Below are 20760 nucleotides of genomic sequence, written 5' to 3'. Positions count from 1 at the left end.
TGGCCAGTTTTGCTTTTCGCACACGCTATCGGCAGCAGTTTGCGAAACCCGTGCGGCGTCTTGGTCCATAGGCGCTCTGCCTGATGTGATTAGCGCGTCAGAAGCTCCTGCGGGGGCATTAGGCACCGCGGAGCCCTGGGTCGCAAATGCTAACGTGATGAAACCAGCGAAGATGATTAAGCCAGCTGCACGTCGATCGAATGTCTTTAGAAAAGTCATGCGGATAACCTTGTCAGAAAGGGAGGAGGTGGCCCATGCGGGCCACTTCCTTGGATCAATCCCAACGATGACGGCGCTGCTTAATCACTACCACCCGGTCGCGATTGCGCCAGCCGCGGTGCCATCCATGATCGCGGCGATATTCCGCGCGAGGGCCGCGGTAGCCGCGGTCATAGTCGCGGGACATTCCGTGAGCCTCGCCGATGCGAACGCGCACGTCCTGCGCACTCGCAAAGGTCGGGGTAATTATGGTCGCCACGACGGCAGCGGCAAATGCGTAAGTTGATAACTTCATCTTCAAGCTCCCTTGTTCAAGCGAGACGCCAACGGGATAAAGTGGCAATCGTTCCGCTGTAGCTGCATTGATCCGCATAAGGCCAAAAAAAACTGCCCGCGGATGTGGACCCGGGGCAGTAGAGTGAACGAGGAACGAGTGTCTAGCGCCAAAAGGCGGCGCCGGGCCTAACCTTCGATGATGTAGACGATCTCATGCGTCTGCGGTCGAAGGATAACGTAACGACCATTGACCAGAATGAAGTCGTATCCGCGCCATTCTGGATAGATTTCGATCACTCGCGTTGGGAGCGGGTGCACGCGCACTGTAGACGGTACCGTCACGCCTACTGAGATGTTGAAGTTCACATTGCGAACTTCCTCGACCTTTTCTTGCCGGATCGCACTAGTGATCTGCGTGCGCTTTTCAACAGGAAGGGCAACGGTTGCAGACGTCGCGGCATTGCCCGTCGTAGACGCGGAGGCGGCCTTGCCGTCGCCGGTCTTCGCGTCAGTGGCAGCCTTGGTATCAGTTGTCGACTTGGTGTCCGTCGCGGACTTCGCGCCCTTGGTGTCGGTGCGCTCTTGCGCAGAGGTCCCGGCTTTATCCGACGGAGCGACGGCAGGCTTATCCTGGGCGGTCGTTGCTGGTTTGGCAGGCGCGGCCTTCTGGTCGGAGGCGGCCTTGGCATCAGGTGCAGACCTGGAATCGGTCATCGACTTGGTGTCACTTGCCGTCCCCTTTGCAGCCGGCATGTTGCTCGAAGGAGCCTCGCCGGCCCGCGGTGCTGATGCGGCAGGTGCATCGCCGCCCTTTGATCCGCTCGCGCCGCCGCCCTGCGCCAGAGCGAAAGCAGTCGTGGCAATCAAGGCAATGGCCGCAGCCGATCCCATCAATCTCCTATTCATTTTATGACCTCCACTGTCGAGACCGCTCATTCGGTCTTGCGCAACAACCGCGAAAGCAGTTTCTTGGTTCCGTTCTTGGATGACAATTTCGGGTAAAAGAAGCAATACGGGTGGCGCCATATTCCAAAAGACGCACTAATGCCAGTAGTTGTCTTCGTAACGCCGAGCTCAGGAACCCATCGCAACCCGGGAACTTGTGTCAACGGCCGCATGGTGCGGTCAAAGGAGAGCAATATGAAACGGATGATGATCGCCGGGGTCGCGGCCCTTTTGCTGACGGCGGGAAGTGGAGCGGCCGTGGCCGCTATGCCGCTAGCGCCGATGACAGCTTCGGGCGATGCGATCGAGATAAAGGGCGGCCACGGTCATGGTCATGGCCACATGCATCGTGGTGGACGCGGACATCATTACGGCTGGTCCCGCGGGCGCGGGCATCATTACGGCTGGAGCCGCGGCCGCGGTCATCGTCATCATTGGTGATAAGTCCGGCGGACGCGATTAAGCGTCCGCCACTCGTTCCGCGCCTGGCCCACGCACGCAATGCAGCAGCGTTTCCGCAGTGAATTTCGCGCGGACCCGGCGACAGGCGTCGCCCCTCCCTAAGACTGTGGCGGCACTTTCTCCCAATGTCATAGGAACGCTAGCCACTCGTCGATCACGTCCTTAGGCTTTAAGCCTGCGGCTGATGGGAGCTGTGCCGAAAGAAGTGGCCAAGACTTGATCATGAAGAACTCTAATTTAAGCCCATCTCGACGGCGATACGGATAAGATCGGAGTGGTTCCGTGCGCCCAGCTTCTGCTTCAGTAGGGACGTAGTATTTGCTACCGTCTTGTAGGAGATGCCGAGCGCGTCGGCGACCTCAACGATCTTGTCGCCCCGGCCGAGGAGCCGAAGAATTTCCAGTTCCCGGGCCGACATGCTGGTGGCCGGATTTGCCCGGATAGCAGCGCCTGAGAACGTTACTGTCTTTGCGAGATGCGGAGAAATGAAGTTCTCACCCGCGGCCACTTTGCGTACTGCCTTGATGAGCAGGCGCGGATCGTCGCCCTTAGAGACATAGCCTTGGGCACCGAGCTCGATGGCTCGGACTACAAAGGCTGGATCGTCATTCATGCTGAACATGATAATACGCGCGTCGGGATCATCCTTGCGGATACGACGCATCAACTCGAAGCCGGAAAGATCCGGCAGATTGATGTCGATGATCGTCACGTCGGGCCGTTTAGATAGATAGGCGCGGTGCCCCGATTTCTCATCGACCGCCTCATCGATGGATATTGTAGGGTCCGACGCAAACAGCGAACGGCAGCCCGACACCACGACGGGGTGGTCATCGACAATCAGGAGCTTCACAGGCTGTGCCATCGGCGGGACAATCTCGCAATTATGCTATGCATATTGGATTTCAACGCTTTGACCAGAGGAATGGTGCCGGGTTGACCAATTTAATGATTCCAATGTGGACGACTTTGTCGCTGCGTGCACGCATTTGCGTGCTGCTGGGCGGCATGTTTCTGAGCGCCCTGATTGCCGGCCTCGCTTTGCTATGGATTTTCTCTTCGGATCAAATTTTGGAGGAAAACGAGCCATCGGCGCGGTCGGCGATCACCGTCGCGGCGGGTTTGAACGCCGCTCTCGCGGCCTCCACAAGACCCGACGCAATCCTTGCGGCGTTCGTCGATCAGCTCGGTTTGACACCTGCGGACGCGATCCGGTTTCGCCGTGATGGCGAGGTGCATGCACCGGAGCAGGGCAAGACGTCCGGCAAGGTCCCGGAATGGTTCGTGAAAGCGCTGTTCGTGCCTGACCTTGCGCAGCATATTCCCGTCCTGGTCCAAGGTCGCCGGGTCGGCGATCTTATTTTCGAACCAGATCTCTCTGCGCAGATCTACGAGAAATGGATCGGCTTTCTCTCGCTTCTCGGGTCACTCGTCGGCATGGCATTGCTTGCCGGCCTCTTGTCGTTTGTGACGATTGGCGCAGCGCTGCAGCCCTTACGCGATCTCGCTGAGGGGCTGGCACGGCTCCGCACTGGTGACTTCTCGAAGAAAGTCGATTGTTCCGGCCCCCCTGAAATTCGGGAAAGCTGCTTGTCCGTGAACGAGCTTGCTTTGACTCTCGGTCGCCTCAGTTCAGAGAACCGAAGTCTATTACGAAGGATGATCTCCATCCAAGATGAGGAGCGACGTGACATCTCGCGTGAGTTGCACGATGAACTTGGTCCGCTTCTGTTTGCTATCCGGGCTAACGTTACTGCTATGATCGACGACTGCGGCAGCGGCACCAACCGGTCCATGGGAGAGGAGCGTGTGCTGCAGGCGGTGGAGGCTTTGCAAATCGCCAACCGCCGCATTCTTGAGCGGCTGCGACCAATGCTCATCGAAGAGCTGGGTCTCGATGCTAGCATTCAAAAGCTTTTGCGTGACGTACACACGCAGGTGCCTGAAATGGCCGTGACATTCGAGATCGATCCCCGGATCGTCACGGCGGACAGTGTGGTCGCTCAGACCGTATACCGTTTGCTGCAGGAAGGCATCACCAACGTCCTGAAACATGCCGGTGCGTCTAAGATGAGCGTGAAGACCGAGGTGACGAACGAAGCTATTCTGGTCGAGGTTGCCGATAATGGTGCGAGAGCGCCCCTGGAGCCGAAATTCGGCCGGGGCCTGACGGGGATGCAGGAGCGCCTCCGCGCCTTAGAAGGAAAGTTTGACTACATCCGTGCCGACGGATGGACAACAATCCGGTGCAGCCTACCGCTGGCAGCGCCGGATTAGGTTGGACCGGCCGTCTTTGCCATCGGCGTGATCTCAAAACCGGCCAGCGAGAGAGCCGTGATCACTACCTTTGCAACGCAGGTCGCTTGCTCGCTCGTTATCGGCAATTTTTCTCCGTTGCGGTTCTCGATAGCACAAGTGCTAATAGCCTCGGCTATGATCGTCATTAGCTGGAAGTCATCCACCTCTAGCAACTCCTGAACAAAGCAACGACCTGCTTAAGTCTCTAGGAACGGCACGTTGAATAGACAGGGCTTGGGGCCTCCGATCTATTATTTGACGATGCGAAACGCCGCGTCCTGGGCACGTGGCGGGTCTTCCGGCTGACGATGATGCGCCATGCTGCGCAGTGAATCGGTGGGCCTCCAGCCCTTTGCGGAGGAGCTTTTTGTCGGGGAGCTGTCGCTTTCGCCGATGGCAAATAGAACTCCCAGCAGTACGGCGCCGACCCACACGAAATATTGAAATATGGGCAAGATGATCCTCCCACAAAGACGCATCGAACTGGTCGAGGCGGCCCTTTCGGCCCGCCTCGAAAAGCGCGCTTAGTCGATCACTTCGACAATACGATGGGTGCCCGGGTCGACCAGTACGGTCCGATCGTTGACCACCGTGTAGCGATAGGCAGTGGAACCGTACTCTCGCGGAACTTCATAATAGGTAACGCCGCTGTCGGGCAATACGGCACCGACGCGTAGCTCGCGGTCATACCGGTATGACGGGTGACGACGCTCGGTGACGTAGCTGTGGAAGCGGGGACGGTTGGCCTCGGAAATGCCGCCTGCCGTGGCGCCGGCGGCAGCGCCAACGGCGGCACCGACAGGGCCGCCGACGGCGCCACCGACGATTGCGCCGCCGACGGCTCCGCCCGCCGCTCCATTCTGAGCGAGGGCAGGCGAGAAGTAGGCCAGCGAAGCGATTGCAATGGCAGCCGTGGAAATGAATTTCATGATCGTCCTCCTGGTGTGTTGGCGGAGTGAAAACTGCCAACGCTTAAGGTCGTTCCGTCGAATTGCCGCTTTATCCCGACATTTTCCATCGACCGTGTGAAAGGCGGGGAAACGGTTTCTAACCGAGTGATCGAGGACCGCGCGCCACGTTTGTACCCGTTAGTACATTGACTTATATGACCTATCATAACTATTGGATGTGATTCAGAAAGCGTGGTGCTGACTATTATGAGCCCTGGCGAAAATAGACGAGCGGGAAATCCTGGTATCTCGATTGCTGCCGAGGAGGAAGACAGCTGCATATAGAGCGCGGGGATTTGGACGCGCATCTGGCGTCGGAGGAATTGTTTGTCGACATCGCCGAGGCGGCTGACGCTCCATGCCGGGATTGACCGCTATGAGCTGGTGGAAGGTCAGATTTTCTGACGTTAGAAAATAGTGGGATCGATAGCCGACTAATGCATGACCGAACTATAAACAGAAATCCTAGGCGCGAAATGAACACAGACAATGGTGCGGACGAACACGTCATCTACCAAACGAGATTTCAGGGAAGGGTACTGGATTTCCGCGGGCGTCCCGTTTTCCTGAGATACGACTGCTGTGAGTTCGTCAAATGCCAGATACTGCTCGATGAGGGGACCACCAGCGTCGCTTTCACGTACTGCACGTTCGAAGATTGCAACATCGATGCAATCCAAGCCGACGAGCATCGAGGCGTGGTCGCTCGCGATAATATTTTCAAGCCGCCAATAGAAGATCGCAGGCTTAACTTAGAACGACGCTTAGCGTTGGCGCTCGCTGCGAGGGATGTGTCACGCGGACGGAGGTTCCCTTAATCGATCGATGTGCTCCTGAAATTGCAACAGAGGCGTGATGCTCACTCGATTAGCACTTCGGCAACGGGACCCATTGAGTGATCGATTCATGCGTGTCCCGCTACGCGCGAGGGCGGCTGGCACTGGCATTCGCTAAGGCTCGAGCCGCGCCGACACGTGCTGCAAGCGCGAGACGTCGTAGAGCGCTGGACATGCGATTGCGCATCCTTGCGATTAGTCGCGTCGACTCTCGCTAATCGGAACCGCGATACCGTGACCGGTCGGCACAAGCACCCGTCACCGATCGAAGTGACGGGTGCTGACGCGCGTCAGTTCTCTGTGCAGACCTTCATGGTCTTCATGCCGGTTTCGGCTTCCGTTCTGGTCTTGAACGTTCCGTTGTCGACAATCGTCGTTGTCGTGGTCGTTGGCTTCTTATCTACGATTGTGCACTTCTTGGTGGTGGCATCGCGCACCACGTAGTAGTCGCTGGAAACCGTCGTCGTTTGAGCGAAGGCCGAGGTACAAGCGAAAGCAGCTAGCGCGCCGGCGAGATAAAGTGTTTTCATGGCGTATCCTCCAATTGCAAAATTTGCGAGACGCAAACGCGTCAATCAATCCGCGCAATTGCCGAAAGTTCCCGATCATGGTTTGGCGGTGAGTCAAGAAAAGGCACGCAAGCCGGCCATATGATCCGCCGTTACGGGAAAGAATGGCATACGCAAGGGATGTCGCGCCGCTATCGTAGGTCCAGGCCTTTTTTCGGCAATCAATGGAACGCGTCAGCTAACAGCCTGTTAGAGGATCCCAAACACCAACCTATGAGGGACCTATGAAACGCGTTTCGACTATCTGTGTCGCCGCTCTCCTGATCTCGGGAGTAGCCCATGCCCAGAGCCCGGCGGCAAAGGATCGTCCGGGCAACAATGCCGTCAACAGCGAGCAGAAGAACTCCAATGCGCCGGTCGCCGGACGCAACTCCTTCACCGAGGGGCAGGCCAAGAGTGCCGTCGAAAAGGCTGGCTACACGAACGTCACCGAACTGAAAAAAGACGACAACGGCGTATGGCGCGGCAAAGCGACCAAGGGTGGCTCGACCAGTGCGATCAGCGTCGATTTCCAGGGCAACGTCAACGCAGCAAAGTAACCGGAAGGTAATCTCATGACCGTGACCATTTCACGTTTGTACGACTCGTATACGGAAGCGCAGAAAGCTGTCGGAAGCCTTGAGGCCGCCGGCGTTCCTCATGGGGACATCAGTATCGTGGCCAACAACTCCGAGGGCTGGTTCGACGGCAAGAAGGACCGCGACGGTGATGGCGTCGATGATCGCGCCGAAGCAGCCAGCACCGGTGCCGGAATCGGTGCAGGGATCGGCGGCGCTGCGGGCCTTTTAGCCGGACTAGGGCTGCTTGCAATTCCTGGCCTTGGACCAGTTGTCGCGGCAGGATGGCTTGCCGCCACGGCAGTCGGCGCTGCCGCCGGAGCAGCAACCGGCGGCATTGTTGGTGCTCTGACCGAGGCTGGCGTATCCAAGGAAGATGCACCGCTTTACGCGGAAGGCGTTCGCCGCGGCGGCACGTTGGTCTCGGCAAAGGTCAACGAGGCCGATCGCGCGCGCCTGGAGGCGCTGATGAGCCCATCGTCAGTCAATCTCAATGATCGCCGTGTGGCCTGGGAGAAGTCGGGCTGGAGCGGGTATGACCCGGCAAGCCCGCCCTACGATGCGGGGCAGGTGCGCAAGGAGCGAGAATTGTACGGTCGTTCCCGATAACAACGGGCCCGCTTCGGCGGGCCATTTTTTTCACCGGAGGTCAAGCTCAGCAGTCAGGGCGGAGTGGTGTGGCGTGTCAGGCGGCCGATGCGAGAAACCGGGCTACGCGACGGGGAATTATGAACAACCGGCGGGATAAATTGGCAGCACTAATGCGGATCAATGCAGCATCGTTCGAAGCGCTGCGTCCGTCGTTGAAAGCTGATCTTGAGGGTTTTCGTGAGTCATCCGGCAGGGGGCATCTTTGGCTGCCGCATTGAATGGTGACGTAGCGGCGTCGCACGGCGTGAACCGAGTGATTCAACGTCTATCGATAACCGGACAGCGCTATTTTTACTCGTTCTATGGTCAGTTCGCGCGCCGTCGACTGGCATTTGACACCGGCCAACCGCGGGTTGGGAAACGCCAGCGTTTAATGAGGTAGAGTCGGGAAACACCGGCAATCAAGGCAAGCGCAGAGCGCTGAATGTTCCAGCTCGCGGAACTCGATGGTGCAGCGCGTGTTATTGCATATCACTCTGGCGTTTGGAGACACCTTGAACCGCAGACAACTTCTCGGCGCTTCGGCCGCTTTGCCATTGATGACGATTATCCCGCGCAGCGCCCGCGCAGCTCCCGGGCCTGTGCCGTTCGACGCCGCCGTGGTGCGGCAAATGGCGCGGGAAGCCGCCGCCAAGGCGTTCAAGGCGCCAGACAACAAGCTGCCAGACTCCCTCAAGGATCTGGACTACGACCGATACCGCGCGCTGCGCTTTAATCCGGAGAAGGCTTTGTGGCGCGGCGAGAAGCTGCCCTTCGAGGTGCAGTTCTTTCATCGTGGCTCGTTCTACACCAATCGCGTCGATATTTATGAAGTGGCCAATGGCCAGGCGACCCAAGTCCCTTATCAACCTGAGCATTTCTCCTTTGGCGCTACGCCGCCCCCGCCGGCCGGCGCCGACTTAGGCTTCGGCGGCTTCCGGCTGCATGCCCCGATCAACAAGCCCGATTACTATGACGAGGTCTGCGTTTTTCTCGGCGCCAGCTATTTCCGCGCGGTGGCCAAAGGCCAAGTATACGGCTTGTCCGCGCGGGGCCTGTCCATCAACACCGGCGAGGCGGCCGGCGAGGAATTCCCACAGTTCAAGTCCTTCTGGATCGAGAAGCCGGCGTCCAACGCCAACTCGATCGTAGTGCATGCGTTGCTCGACAGTGAAAGTGCCGCGGCCGCCTATCGGTTCACCATCCGGCCAGGCGATACGACCATTTTCGATGTAGAAATGGTCATTTATCCGCGGGTGGAAATAAAAAACACTGGCCTCGCGGCGATCACGAGCATGTTCTTCTTCGGTCCGAACGACCGCAAGGAAGTGGACGATTTCCGCCCTGCCGTGCACGATTCCGACGGTCTGGCAATTTTCAACGGGCGAGGCGAGCAGCTCTGGCGACCCCTGCATAACCCGCGCGATCTGCAGATCAGCTCTTTCGGAGACCGAAATCCGCGCGGCTTTGGACTGATGCAACGGCAGAAGGACTTCTCCGACTACCAGGATCTCGAATCAAGTTTCGAACGGCGCCCCAGTCTCTGGGTGGAGCCGATTGGCGACTGGGGCGAGGGATCGGTGCAACTGCTGGAAATTCCGACCAAGGAAGAGATTCACGACAATATCGGTACCTTTTGGCGTCCGAAAAACCCGCTTCCAGCAAAGGGCGAACTCGCGTTTACCTACCGCCTGCATTGGGGGCCCGATCAACCGAAGCCGTCGGCGCTGGCGATCTTTTCACGCAGCGGCATCGGTGCGCGCGGGGACGATACCAAGCTATTTGTGCTCGATCTGATTGGCGATAAGCTCAAATCCATCGATCCCACCAAGATCAAAGGTGTTGTCACGGCCGAAAAGGCTGAAATCCGCAATATCGTAACACAGCGGAATCCGCAAAACGGCGGCTGGCGCCTGAGTTTCGAGATGCCGGTCAAGAGTAAGGCGCCGGTCGAATTGCGCGCTTCTTTGATGCAGGACGATCAGGCGATCTCCGAAGTTTGGGTCTATCGATGGACACCATGAATGTGAAGAACCAAATGCCGTTGGTTACCGTGCCTGCGGCTACGTTGCCGGCCGGCGCGGGCGAGAGGTTTCTACCGCCAGAGATGCCGCTGACGATGATATCGGATGGGCTCGCAGGGCCAGCTTCCTCCCAACGACGCGCGCAGTTCAGGCCCATGCCGACTGTTCTGCGGCGCGCTTACATCCTCCTCGGCACCGTGGCCCTGACCGCGGCCGGCGGCTACGAGATGTTCGAGGTGCTGAAGGTCGGCGGCGTGACCATCCTCGAAGGCATGGTACTGGCGCTCTTCGTGCTGCTGTTCGCCTGGGTCGCGTTCTCGTTCATGTCGGCGCTGGCCGGCTTCGTCCTACTGTTGATGCGCGCACGGGATCCGCTCGCCATAGAACCGCTTACGCCACTTGCGATGATCTCAAGCCGCAACGCGATGCTGTTACCGACCTATAACGAAGATCCCCATCAGATCACGGCGCGGTTGCGGGCGATGTGGGAATCTATATCGGAGACCGGTTACGCCGCGCAGTTCGACTGGTACGTGCTGAGTGACAGCACTGACCCCGCAATCTGGGTGGCAGAGGAAAAAGCCATTTTGAAACTGCGCCGCGAGACTGCCAGCGATCGCATCTTTTATCGCCATAGGATGCGCAACACCGCGCGCAAATCGGGAAATATTGAGGATTGGGTCAAGCGGTTCGGCGCTGGGTATGATCACATGATCATCCTGGACGCCGACAGCCTCATGACTGGTGACACGATCGTGCGCCTGGTCGCCGGCATGGAGCAGCATCCCGGCGTCGGTCTGATCCAGACGCTGCCTATCGTTGTCAATGCGCGGTCGCTATTCGCACGGATGCAGCAATTCGCTGGCAGGCTTTACGGCCCGGTAATCGCCTCCGGAATCGCTTGGTGGCACGGCTCGGAAGGCAATTACTGGGGACACAACGCCATCATCCGCGTGCGCGCCTTTGCAGAACATGCCAGCCTGCCCAAACTTCCCGGGCGCAAGCCGTTCGGCGGCCATATTCTCAGCCATGACTTCATTGAAGCAGCTTTCATGCGGCGCGCCGGATGGGCGATCCACATGGCACCGAAACTGGGCGGCAGTTTCGAGGAATGTCCGCCGTCGCTCCTCGATTTTGCAGCGCGCGACCGCCGATGGTGTCAGGGCAATCTGCAGCACCTGGCTGTGCTGGCAGCGCCGCGGCTTCATTGGGTCTCGCGGTTGCATCTCCTGACCGGCATCGGTTCTTATTTAACTGCGCCGCTGTGGCTCATGTTTCTGGTGCTCGGGATTCTCATCTCGCTGCAGGCCCAGTTCGTGCGTCCGGAATATTTCGCAAAGGGATTTTCGCTGTTTCCGCAGTGGCCAGCCCAAGATCCGGTTCGCGCGGCCTGGGTCTTCGCCGGCACGATGGGTCTTCTGATCGTACCAAAACTGCTTGCCTACGTTTTGCTGCTCACCCAGGCCGAAAATCGAGCGCGGTTCGGCGGCGGCTTTCTTGCTTTGTCCGGCATCATCGTCGAGACTTTGCTGTCCGGCCTGATCGCGCCAGTGATGATGATCTTCCAATCGTCGGCGGTAGGCGAGATTCTGCTTGGTCGGGATGCCGGCTGGCAGGTCCAGCGCCGCGACGACGGCGTCGTCCCGATCCGCGAAGTGGTCAGAAAGTACGCGGTACCGACCGTGTTCGGTGTACTGATGGCGATTAGCGCTTATGCGGTGTCGCTACCGCTATTCCTGTGGATGACGCCGGTAATCGTAGGTCTGTGGCTGTCGATGCCGCTGGCCATCGTGTCGTCGCGCGCTCTGCAGCCAGGCCAGCACGCCGGCTTATTCGGAACTCCCGAACAGAATCTACCGCCGAAAGTACTGTTTCGCGCAAAAGAGTTGGCCTTGGCGGCACCGATCTACGGCGCAAGCTCGCTGCACGAACTGCGTAAGGACATGGATCTGTGCGCGGCCCATTTGAGATCGCTGGTTGATGAGCCACGCAGCCGTGGCCAGATCGATTCCGACCTCGCCATCGCGCAAGCAAAAATTGTAGAAGCTGAGGATTTTGACGAGGCCGTCAGTTTCTTCAGTACGCGCGAGACTTTTGCGGCGCTGAACAGTCGGCTCGCGCTTCAGCAATTGGCTGCATTGCCCGATAAGGCACACGCCACGAAGTCAATCTGAGTAAGACCTGCCAAAATATAATACCGAAAAGTGCACGAGCCCCCATATGACAGCCATCGCACCCGAGGTTTCGGCCTTTGTAATGACATTGCGAAAAAGAGGCGGCCCATTGGCCGCCTCGATTCACTTTGTGAAGTCGTGTCAGTCAATTTCGTCGATCACCACGCGCTCTCCGGGGTCGACCAGATAGGTGCGATTTTCGCGGTGGATGTAGCGGTAGTCGCGCAGTGAAGGAGCTTCTCGGTAAACGACGTCGGGAAATTCTTCAATCTCGACCGTTTCCGGTAGACGCTCGCCGCGGCGGATAACCGTCTTGGCCGTACTGCCGGTCGTTTGGCGCTCGGTTGTCCTCGTCTTGACGTGCTTGCGCACAACGTCCCGGTCCTTGTCGGTAAACGAGACCTTGGAGCGGGCCGGTGCAGGCGCGGCGGCCGTTGATCCACCGGAGCGCGGCAGCACAGTTACGATTTGCAAGGTCGAAGGTTCGACGATGACGATTTCGTCGCGCACCACAAAGAAGCTGTAGCCTCGATATTGCGGTACGACTTCGACGACCTCAGAGGGAAGCGTCTGCAGACGGGTGTCGCGGGGAACAGAGGTGCCCACGGTCAGGGAAAAATTAACGTTGTTAAGAGGCTGCACGTTGAGCCGAGAAATCGACTGGGTAACACGCGTGCGCTGCTGGTCATTGATATTGACGGAAGCATTGACGCTGGTCGATTGCGACTGCGCATTGTTGTTCGTCGAGGGAGCTTGCGCCGCGTTGTTAGAAGGAGACTGCGCCGTATTACTCGTTGTCGTTGGCTGCGCTGCAGCGTTAGTACCGCCGCTGGTCGGAGCCTGCATCTGGCCGCCGGCCGTTGCGGGCGGCGTGGTGGTCTGCGCCTGCGGGGGCTGCGATGTCGAAGACCCGGCCGCCGACGATGGAGCAGTCGTCTGCGCCTGCGAAGAGCTGGTGGATGTGCTTGGTGAGGTGGACGTGGACCGATCGTTGGTCGTATCGGGCGCCTTCTGAGTCGTAGGCGAAGAGGTGCTCGGGGACTGCGTTTGTTGTGTGCGAGGGGAGGTTGCTGTCGCGCTTGGCGACTGAGCAATTGCTGCGGTGGCGAACACCAAGCCGACCGCCGTGCTAAATAAGAAACGCGCCTTCATGATCAATTCCTCCATTTTTTGTAGTCATCGTGAACGAGGAAGACACACGGTAGTTCCGATAGAAGTCGGGAATAAGTGGCAAATTCTAATGACAAGGGGTCTCTTCTCGGTCGCGTAGGCACTGATGGCCGCGTGGCAGAGCCGGAGAGCGAGGGCCTGGTGCAATTGCACGGCGCCTGCTGATCTTAATGCGAGCTGCGGCATCGTTCTGCTCAACGCCGTCCCTGCGAGTTCAAGTCTGCTAACCGGCTCCCTCCTTGTATTCTCGCAAAATTCGCCGGACTGCTCCGGCAATCAAGCAACCATTGTAATTGGGGAGTACGTCAAGGCAGACACATGCTCGCGGCGCACCCGCGACGCTCGCAACGTGACGGGAACCGTATGGTGTTTTAGCGGGACCAAAATTATTTGTAGGCGGGACGCATTGCGGGCCTACCGGGAACGGCGTCTCAACGACTACCCGGCTTCGGAATTAGACGACCTTCAGCCGGTCCGCAGCGGGGTCGCAATTGCATACCTTTCCCACCACCAGTCGCTTGGAACAACGCTCAATTAGAGCTCTTGATCCCACGTCCTTGCATGCACGCAAACTCTTGCATAGACGAACTCGCCGCGCGGGCCTTTGGGTTGGCGCGGCTCCTTTATGTGATCGTAACGTTTTACAGAGCGCTAACCTGCGCGACTGGCGCCAGATGTGTCTGTAGCGGTCTTGGCGGGAACTTGATGCCGCTGTCCGCCGTTTAACACGCGAATCGAGGCTGTTATGGACGATCTTAAAAAAAACTCCGCAAGGTCGCAGCAAGAGTTCGATACTGGACCAAGCACCTCAAGGTTACGAAGGAGGAGTTGCAAAGCGTTGTCGAAAAAGTTGGCAACTCTGCCGCGACCGTGCGTAAAGAGCTCGCAATTTCATAACGGGAGGCGACCCTGACTACTGTCTCGCTCGCTGCGCTTCTTGATGAGTCCGTCGATATCGCTTTCGATTTTCTGCGGCGCTCGGGAGACTTGGAAGATGTTCGTGAGGCTAGCCAGTTCCTCACATTTCACGTAGCCAGACTGATGCGAGAGGGCATCACGAACCGCCTTCTGTTGTCCAATCGGGCTATCGCGGCATATCGATCCTGAGCGGCCAATGGCCCGCCAAGGGATGTCAAGCGCTCAGCGGGCTAGCGTGGAGTTTTACCGGTCCTACCTTCGCGCGTCGCCGAAGGTTTGACGCCGACTTGGCCTTCGCCAACTGGGAGATCCCCGGCTAAGTCCTCAGGCCAAGTCTGCGCTCATTCTGGCCGCAACGCTCGTTGGATGGGCCCTCATTCAACGTCGAGGCCAAGCTCACGCAACGCTCGGGTTGGCTCAACCGAACCGAATGCGTCTCGGCGCTCCTCGGGATCATAGCGTCCCAACCGAAATGGAGAGCGGCGACGCTTTTGTACCGCAGTATCCGGAATCCTATCGCCCAGATGAGATGGGAATGCCGTTCGACGAGGGGCCGAGGAAAGCTTCCGGCTCCGTGAAAAGTCAGCACAAACTAATTCGTTCCTCGGGAAGGATCGGCCCGGCGGCGGAGGGATTTCGCCGCCGGCCGCCTCACTGAACTCGGTGCGGAATGCCGCTCAGCTCGGCCAACAGCTTCTGCAAAAGCTGCCGGCTCGTGAAAATTAGATCAAATGGTTTCGTTCCGGCGGCGCTTCATCAAGCCCCCAATAATATAATGGAAGGCCCGGCCGCCTGAGGTTGAGGGACATGGTGAGCCGCCGAGCCCGGCGACAGCTTAAGGGATCATCTGCCAGCTGCCGGAAAGAACAAACTTCTTGGAATCCTTCCTGGGCCGACGGAAACCGGAGTGTATGACCTTGGAAGAACGACCATCGGCTCCTCAAATAATCAGATCTGATCGACAACGTTCCGGTCAACATCCGCCTAGCTTAGTGGGGCCGCTCATATTGCAATTGAGCGACCCCGTGCCACGCAATTGAAATGTTGCCGGTACGAACGACAAGTCCGGCAACGTCACGCGACACTTTTGACGCTAAGCCCTTCGTTCATGTGCACAACACAAGCCGCTCCTTAACCTAACTACTCAACCTTACCGGCGAAATTCGTTAGCTGCTTCTCACGGCTTGCGGAGCGGATTTCGCCATCGCCTGTCCCCGGCGGCGCAGGGCACATCAGCTGAGTACAATCATAGGAGGCTCGGCGGCGTTGGGTTTTGGGGGTGGGGAAGCCGCCGAGCCCGGCCGACAGCACCACACAACTGCCGACCGCAGGAAAAAGCGGCAATAATAGATTTCGTTCCATCAAATAGCAGCCAATGAAATGGCCCGACGCTCAGCCGAATCCTTGAGCGGCGGGCCGACCGTCGCGTGTGCTTCCTGGGATCGCTCCGGCCGGGAAAATCTAGCATCAACACAAATGGAAACTCAATGACCCGCCTTTTAGCGGCAGCCTGGCTGTGCGTGCTCTCCGTCAGGCCTGCTGCTGCTCAGAACTTCCTCGAAGGCGTCGTATCCCTCAACCTCACCATGACCAAGGAGGAAACTGCATCGCTAGCCATACGGCGTAGGAGATGGCTATCACGGCCGCGGGACGGCCTCGGGCGAACGGTTCGACTTACGCCCTGGCGGCCGCACACCGCACCACGCGCTTCGGCAGCCACGTCACGATGATAACGCCAATGATCGGTCGGTAAAAGTTCGGATCACGGCTCGCGGCCCGTTTATCAAGGGTCGTTGCATCGATCTGTCTCGAGCAGCAGCCAATGCAATCGGCGTGGGTGGTATCGCGCGCGTCACCGTCCGGGTAGCCCCACGAGCGGGTGACCCGGTCGTGTTTGCCTCCGGAACTTGCCCGGCTGTCGAACGGAGGCCGGGCTTTTTGTAATCCGTCGCGATGGAGTGTCTAATAGCCGGATAGGCACGGTGCCGACAGGGAGGTTGCAATGCGCGAGCAAAATCCATCCCGGACGATTAACTTTGGTCAGGCCATCGTTTTAATCGTTCTGTTCGCCATGCTGCTCTTCGCAATTGTCTGGTCGATGATGGCATGGACGTCAGCTGAGGACGCTGAGATGTCGATCCATGGTTGGATCGCCTTGGCGCTCGGGACGGTTTTCTCACTCGTTATTGGATGCGGCCTGATGGCCTTGATGTTCTACAGTAATAGAAGCGGCTACGACGACACGGCAAACACCGATTGGCGCAGCGAAAAAAAACCGCCAGATGATGAAGTCGGGTAGGTACCCGCGATTAGCCTGCAGCCGCTCTTGCTCGGCGCCGGTGACCGGGCTTTTTATTCGACTAGCCTGATGACCCTCAGCGCGTTTGCGCGGTCAAGTGGCCCTAATTTGGCGGGCCGCATTTTTGGAAGGTGATCTGGCCAGCAGCATCAAATTCAAAGTCAGCCCGGATATTTGAGCCGTGGCAAACGTAAGTAATGGCAACGCCATCACGGGCCGGTTCGAGATTGTCCAAGTCCGCGGCCGGAGAATCTCTTAGGCGCTGCTCCCAATATGCACGTAAAGCCTCGCGACCATTTATCGTCGTGGCGCCGCCGCAACCACATTCGATCGTAGCCGCTTCGGCATAAAGGCCGAGAATACTTTCAAGGTCGCCTGAGCGATAGGCATCTAGCCAATCAACTACCGCGGCCATCGGGTCAAAGGACATTTTCTCACCTACTTGCCAAACGCATGCGTCTAACAAGCGATTTAGAAGTAGTCTAATGAATGCGTCCTGAATGGTTTATTCAGGGAAGTGGCCTGAAACCCACCGTGGACGGTATACCAGTATGTTAGTGGTGTTTGGTGATCGCCGTCCTCTTAGCAGCGAGCGCATTAACGATGCGCTAACCAAGCTCGATCAGCCTATCCAAGAATGCGGCGGCACCGGACGGGGAGCCGGCAGCCCCATCAGGATGCCGGCCGGTGTCATGCCCGGGCGGCTTTTTCGTCATTCGATCAATCGGATCACTTTGCGCCGATTGAGCCGATCCAGCGTGGCAACGAAGTCCCGATCGTCGAGCACGTCGATCAGCCGATCGACTAGATCAACGGCACTTCGCGAGCCCGGCCCGATGTAGTCTTTCAAAAGATTTCTCGCCGCGGTCACAGAACGTATCAGATGATCGATCTCATCTCGCTCACTCATTGGTCCCTCGCCAGCTTGGTCGCGCCACGCCGGCTCCTTCTTGCCCTAGTGATAGACGGGTTCATCCATCGGAAAAGGTTTGCATCGAGCCAAGCCGAGCGAACATTTGCGGTCTAGAAACTGGCCCCCGACACCAACAGAACCGCACCAATTACCATTAGGAGAATGCCCGGCCAGTTGGTTCCGAGCCCCAAGAATCTCATGCCCCGCCGCGGTGGCTCCAGAGTGTCGCGAACTGGCCGGGAGGAATCTGGGCCGCTAAGCGATCCCCGCCAAAATAGCGGCGCGTGCCATGTACAAGACGCCGCCTAGGACTAGCAGCGCGCCAAGGCCCATCAGGAACATTCTCGGCTCCGCATTCATCGCTGACACACGCACGGACCGGGATTTTAAGAGCCGGCGGAATAATTCGTTCCGGGCTGGCCGATCGACAGGCGAGGCAGATTGCTGACGAAGTATACGCTAACAAAAAAAGCCCGCCGAAGCGGGCCTTTTCTCAATCAGAGAGAACCATACAGCTGGCGCTCTCTGCGCATCTCGTCCGCAGCGAAGGTTTGCTCGCAGGATCGTAGCCAGTCCAGCCGCTTTTCTGCCAGGCGGGCTCCTTAGAAAGTAGAGAGCGAAGACGCTCATCGATGCAATACGTTTCATGTTCTTCACGAGCAGGGGGCCCGTCCAACTCGCACGTGCGAATGGTGTTCCAATCCCATCGCGCTCGATGGTGCGGTGCGATCCGACCAAGTGGCCAGCCAGATGATGTTTCCAATTGGTGAGCCGTGGAGGAACAGAGCAAGGCGAAGAGCTGTTATCAAGGGCAAATAGGAGTTACTGATGACACGTTCGATCCTGTTAATAGCTGCGGCAATCGTATTCTCCGGCACAGCCCTTGCGCAAAGCAGCGGAACGCTGGAGGAGCAGGCTGCGTGCCGTGCCAGCGTGAAGCGCTATTGCGCACAAGCGATTCAGGGCGGGGATATGATGGTGCTTTCCTGCCTTCAGCAGAATAGGCCGCGCATTTCGAAAGCATGTCGGCAAGTGTTATTGAAGCATGGCCAATAGGCGTGCTCAGGCGAAGGGCTCCGGCACTTGCTCCGGGGCCCCAGCTGTCCAGTAGAGTACATCCGTCCAACTGGACAATTAGTTCCCGCCGCCCGCGCCACCCCCGGCACCGCCGCCTGCGCCACCACCTGCGCCGCCTGCACCACCGCCCGCGCCGCCGCCGCTAGTGCGGCCTTGGTCAACGTTGTTCATTGAGTTGGCGCCGCCGGCTTTTCCTGCAGCTGCGTTCGAACCGCTGAGAGAGCTGGCGTTGTTGCCGCGTTCCGAGCCAACTGCGCCGGTCGTCCGGTCCGACGTTGTTGGTGCAGTGGGCGAGCTCGGCGTCGTCTGGGCGAGCGCCGGCGCTGCAATAAGTGTCAGTGCTGCACTTGCAATAAGAAGTTTTCGCATGTCGTTTCCTCTCGTGACGCCCCAACCGAGAAATGCAAACTAACAAAACCTGTTCCCGAACGACTTCACTTTTAGATGGGAACAATTTCTGGTTCTCGCATTTCTCAGAATGCCTCGCATGAGTGTGTCTTCGTAAGGCGTTCAATTTTCTGGTTGCCTCGCCGCGGCGCCTCGAACACCGGGGGACCCTTGAAAGTAGCCTCTATGTTGAAGAGTCCGCGACGATCCATCCGACCGATTTACGGCTACGCGCTCGGCTTCATCTTGTTGCTGGGTCTCATTGGAGGCGCGGTCTCGGTCATCAGAAACGAAGGTAAGGCACCTGTCGATCAGCAAACCAAAACGGTGAAATAGCGTGCCTCAGCCGAAAAGGAGAAAGCAGGGACTCGTTAAAGCCGACGGATCGAAGTCGAGCGTCAGCCTTGAGCCTGAGTTTTGGAGCGCTTTAAAGGAAATTGCCAGTGAACGAGGGACGAGCCCAGCAGCCCTTGTCAGACTGGTCGACCGCAACGGGCCTCAGGTGAACTTAACCTCGGCCGTCCGTCTGTTCGTCTTGCATCATTTCAAAGCCAAAATAAAGGACGGGTCTCCCGCGTAACTTAGCCGGCTGTTGGCAACGTTCGCATTGTGAAATTCAATGCGGTCATCAGCAACCGGCCGGTAATGCTCAATCATCGTCATGTATGCCTCCGCTGGAAAATCCGCGAAATAAGCGCGCGCTCGTTGTCTGGCGGCAAGACGTGGCCGGGTAAATGTCTCGGGGACGGACCCACTGTTAAGTCGAAGCTTTTCACGTCGTGATCGAAGCCGTTCGCTCAACGACCGGGGCTTCGTTTACGATCCTCAACTGGCCATAGCCCTTCTGCAAACTCTCCAGGGCGGCGATTTGCATCGTCACGGTCAGGTATTTCAGGCATGCACTGGAGAACCGACTGCGGGTGGCGACGCCTAGGCTCGATGTAGTCCCATAGAAGCCGCAGGTCCATTTTCAGATGCCAGACCTTTCCGGGTTCGCATTCCAGTCTTGCTGAGCGATGGTGCCGACGTCTACGTCGCCGTACCGGATGTCCATGTCTCGAGCAGGGCGGGAGAGCGATGGCGGGAGAGTTCGGGCGGGCATCACAGCGCCTTTGTGGCGTGCCGCCGTCCGGGCGGCGACGATTTCGATGAGCGTCGGGATGGGCAAGCGGAACAATAGGCGCGAATTGGCATTGCAACACAATGGAAGACAGACTCTACCGAGTCCTTCTCGCGTTAGGCATAGCCGGGCTGATTACTGCATTCGTGGTTTTGGTCCTCCTACTGCTTTATTGGGCAGTAGGTAGTATTTGAGCGGCCGCCTCAGTTGGCGGCCTCTTTCATTATGACTCGATGCGACGTCTGCGGATCGCGCCAAATCAAAACGCGGCTCCTACCTCTTTAGACGATGGCCGGCGGGTGTCGCCCTCGCGCATCAGAACGAGCCGTCATTTGGCTCCTGGTGTGTCTGAAGGATCAGCGCTATGCCGAAGAGTAAGATGCCCAACATTAGAAGATCGAAAATATGGTCCTGCATATCCCCATTTTATCCGATGGCGGGGAGGGCGTCACGTGCTGATGGGCGCCGCGTTCTGCGTCCCCGTTAGCTTGTTCGAAATCGTCGCGGGCTCGCGCATAAAAAACCGCCCGCATTTTCGCGCGGCGGCTGCCGGAATTGCTCAAAATGGATCGGTAATAAAAACCTTTCCTCCTCCGGTCGGATGAGCAGATCAGATGCGAGAAACATACCGTTTATTCGTCGGGTCCCTTCTACAAGTTCACATTGGATGTTCGCGACGCTTGATTGGTTGAGCCTGCGTTTTAATAGCCTTTCAAACGTCTGATCAGAAGTTGCGCGTCAGTGGCACCCACTTCATAGGGAATCCTCGTGACGTTTCATTGAGTTCGTTCACTCAACCCAGAAATAAAATAAGCGTCAGCAAAGGGCATTATAAATTGCCGCTTGTTCCCGAATTGGAATCCTCGACACGATCGGACTGTTGTGGGTAACGGCCGGTGCCATGCTGCACGGCGTGCATCCCAGCTTTTTTTGCCC

The 20760-nt window shown here is 58.1% G+C and carries 20 protein-coding genes and 2 pseudogenes; 11 read left to right on the top strand and 11 right to left on the bottom strand.

Annotated elements, in window-relative coordinates; translation table 11 throughout:
- Positions 1-274: 274 nt before the first annotated feature.
- Positions 275-514 carry a hypothetical protein gene (locus AC1DUY_RS15820; protein WP_478115469.1) on the bottom strand — a complete coding sequence of 80 codons (240 nt, stop codon included), beginning with the start codon at positions 512-514 and terminating at the stop codon, positions 275-277.
- 167 nt (positions 515-681) lie between these two features.
- The gene (locus tag AC1DUY_RS15815) at positions 682-1431 is read right to left on the bottom strand and encodes a DUF1236 domain-containing protein (protein ID WP_478115467.1); all 750 of its coding nucleotides are present in this window, start codon (positions 1429-1431) and stop codon (positions 682-684) included.
- 343 nt (positions 1432-1774) lie between these two features.
- Between AC1DUY_RS15815 and AC1DUY_RS15810 the strand changes: the two genes are divergently transcribed.
- Positions 1775-1903, top strand: coding sequence for a hypothetical protein (locus tag AC1DUY_RS15810; protein ID WP_286144418.1), 129 nt, complete (start codon positions 1775-1777; stop codon positions 1901-1903).
- A gap of 231 nt (positions 1904-2134) precedes the next feature.
- On the opposite strand, the gene AC1DUY_RS15805 is transcribed toward AC1DUY_RS15810, so the two are convergent.
- A complete protein-coding gene (locus AC1DUY_RS15805) occupies positions 2135-2767 on the bottom strand; it encodes a response regulator transcription factor (protein WP_081422136.1) in 633 nt (210 codons plus the stop codon).
- Between the two features lie 71 nt (positions 2768-2838).
- Here AC1DUY_RS15805 and AC1DUY_RS15800 point away from each other — a divergent pair, with 71 nt between their 5' ends.
- On the top strand, positions 2839-4179 hold the full coding sequence (locus AC1DUY_RS15800; protein WP_478115464.1) for an ATP-binding protein: 1341 nt from the start codon (positions 2839-2841) through the stop codon (positions 4177-4179).
- Here the strand turns inward: AC1DUY_RS15800 and AC1DUY_RS15795 are convergent.
- From AC1DUY_RS15795 to AC1DUY_RS15785, 3 genes are all read right to left on the bottom strand, one after another.
- A complete protein-coding gene (locus AC1DUY_RS15795) occupies positions 4176-4364 on the bottom strand; it encodes a hypothetical protein (RefSeq protein WP_139069975.1) in 189 nt (62 codons plus the stop codon). The genes AC1DUY_RS15800 and AC1DUY_RS15795 overlap by 4 nt on opposite strands.
- Before the next feature lie 360 nt (positions 4365-4724).
- Entirely contained in the window at positions 4725-5129 is a 405-nt protein-coding gene (locus tag AC1DUY_RS15790) for a DUF1236 domain-containing protein (protein ID WP_068738747.1), read from the bottom strand.
- A 1147-nt stretch (positions 5130-6276) separates the two neighbouring features.
- Entirely contained in the window at positions 6277-6516 is a 240-nt protein-coding gene (locus tag AC1DUY_RS15785; RefSeq protein WP_184511638.1) for a hypothetical protein, read from the bottom strand.
- A gap of 263 nt (positions 6517-6779) precedes the next feature.
- Between AC1DUY_RS15785 and AC1DUY_RS15780 the strand changes: the two genes are divergently transcribed.
- The 4 genes from AC1DUY_RS15780 to mdoH all read left to right on the top strand — a co-directional run bounded on the left by AC1DUY_RS15780 (position 6780) and on the right by mdoH (position 11940).
- Entirely contained in the window at positions 6780-7094 is a 315-nt protein-coding gene (locus AC1DUY_RS15780; RefSeq protein ID WP_478115461.1) for a hypothetical protein, read from the top strand.
- Positions 7095-7109: 15 nt separating this feature from the next.
- Positions 7110-7721: a hypothetical protein gene (locus AC1DUY_RS15775; RefSeq protein ID WP_478115459.1), complete on the top strand. Its 612-nt coding sequence runs from the start codon at positions 7110-7112 to the stop codon at positions 7719-7721.
- A 581-nt stretch (positions 7722-8302) separates the two neighbouring features.
- Complete coding sequence (locus AC1DUY_RS15770) at positions 8303-9766, top strand: glucan biosynthesis protein G (RefSeq protein ID WP_309943909.1); 1464 nt, start codon at positions 8303-8305, stop codon at positions 9764-9766.
- A gap of 14 nt (positions 9767-9780) precedes the next feature.
- Positions 9781-11940 carry a glucans biosynthesis glucosyltransferase MdoH gene (gene mdoH, locus AC1DUY_RS15765; protein WP_478115874.1) on the top strand — a complete coding sequence of 720 codons (2160 nt, stop codon included), beginning with the start codon at positions 9781-9783 and terminating at the stop codon, positions 11938-11940.
- A gap of 141 nt (positions 11941-12081) precedes the next feature.
- Here mdoH and AC1DUY_RS15760 read toward each other — a convergent pair whose 3' ends face one another.
- Positions 12082-13092: a DUF1236 domain-containing protein gene (locus AC1DUY_RS15760; protein WP_478115457.1), complete on the bottom strand. Its 1011-nt coding sequence runs from the start codon at positions 13090-13092 to the stop codon at positions 12082-12084.
- A gap of 813 nt (positions 13093-13905) precedes the next feature.
- Between AC1DUY_RS15760 and AC1DUY_RS15755 the strand changes: the two are divergent.
- The 3 genes and pseudogenes from AC1DUY_RS15755 to AC1DUY_RS15745 all read left to right on the top strand — a co-directional run.
- A pseudogene (locus AC1DUY_RS15755) lies at positions 13906-14007 on the top strand (DUF3606 domain-containing protein); the annotation flags it as partial.
- 1668 nt (positions 14008-15675) lie between these two features.
- Positions 15676-15972, top strand: a pseudogene (locus AC1DUY_RS15750) (RlpA-like double-psi beta-barrel domain-containing protein); the annotation flags it as partial.
- Positions 15973-16030: 58 nt separating this feature from the next.
- The gene (locus AC1DUY_RS15745; RefSeq protein ID WP_120286796.1) at positions 16031-16327 is read left to right on the top strand and encodes a hypothetical protein; all 297 of its coding nucleotides are present in this window, start codon (positions 16031-16033) and stop codon (positions 16325-16327) included.
- Between the two features lie 103 nt (positions 16328-16430).
- Here the strand turns inward: AC1DUY_RS15745 and AC1DUY_RS15740 are convergent, their stop codons facing one another.
- Both AC1DUY_RS15740 and AC1DUY_RS15735 read right to left on the bottom strand, forming a co-directional pair.
- Positions 16431-16757: a nuclear transport factor 2 family protein gene (locus AC1DUY_RS15740; protein WP_081422157.1), complete on the bottom strand. Its 327-nt coding sequence runs from the start codon at positions 16755-16757 to the stop codon at positions 16431-16433.
- Between the two features lie 282 nt (positions 16758-17039).
- The gene (locus AC1DUY_RS15735) at positions 17040-17237 is read right to left on the bottom strand and encodes a hypothetical protein (protein ID WP_147421557.1); all 198 of its coding nucleotides are present in this window, start codon (positions 17235-17237) and stop codon (positions 17040-17042) included.
- An 831-nt stretch (positions 17238-18068) separates the two neighbouring features.
- Between AC1DUY_RS15735 and AC1DUY_RS15730 the strand changes: the two genes are divergently transcribed.
- The gene (locus AC1DUY_RS15730; RefSeq protein WP_081422133.1) at positions 18069-18296 is read left to right on the top strand and encodes a hypothetical protein; all 228 of its coding nucleotides are present in this window, start codon (positions 18069-18071) and stop codon (positions 18294-18296) included.
- Positions 18297-18374: 78 nt separating this feature from the next.
- Here AC1DUY_RS15730 and AC1DUY_RS15725 read toward each other — a convergent pair whose 3' ends face one another.
- On the bottom strand, positions 18375-18686 hold the full coding sequence (locus tag AC1DUY_RS15725; protein WP_192855954.1) for a hypothetical protein: 312 nt from the start codon (positions 18684-18686) through the stop codon (positions 18375-18377).
- A 355-nt stretch (positions 18687-19041) separates the two neighbouring features.
- Between AC1DUY_RS15725 and AC1DUY_RS15720 the strand changes: the two genes are divergently transcribed.
- Entirely contained in the window at positions 19042-19284 is a 243-nt protein-coding gene (locus AC1DUY_RS15720; protein ID WP_081422132.1) for a ribbon-helix-helix domain-containing protein, read from the top strand.
- On the opposite strand, the gene AC1DUY_RS15715 is transcribed toward AC1DUY_RS15720, so the two are convergent.
- Positions 19245-19367 (bottom strand): hypothetical protein, encoded by a 123-nt coding sequence (locus AC1DUY_RS15715; protein WP_439060590.1) that lies wholly within the window; start codon positions 19365-19367, stop codon positions 19245-19247. The two genes, AC1DUY_RS15720 and AC1DUY_RS15715, sit on opposite strands and share 40 nt — an antisense overlap.
- Positions 19368-20760 lie beyond the last annotated feature (1393 nt).

The organism is Tardiphaga sp. P4_G1, assembly GCF_056401215.1.
The sequence above is the reverse complement of the archived record's forward strand: the minus strand, read 5'-3'. Positions and strand labels throughout refer to the sequence as shown.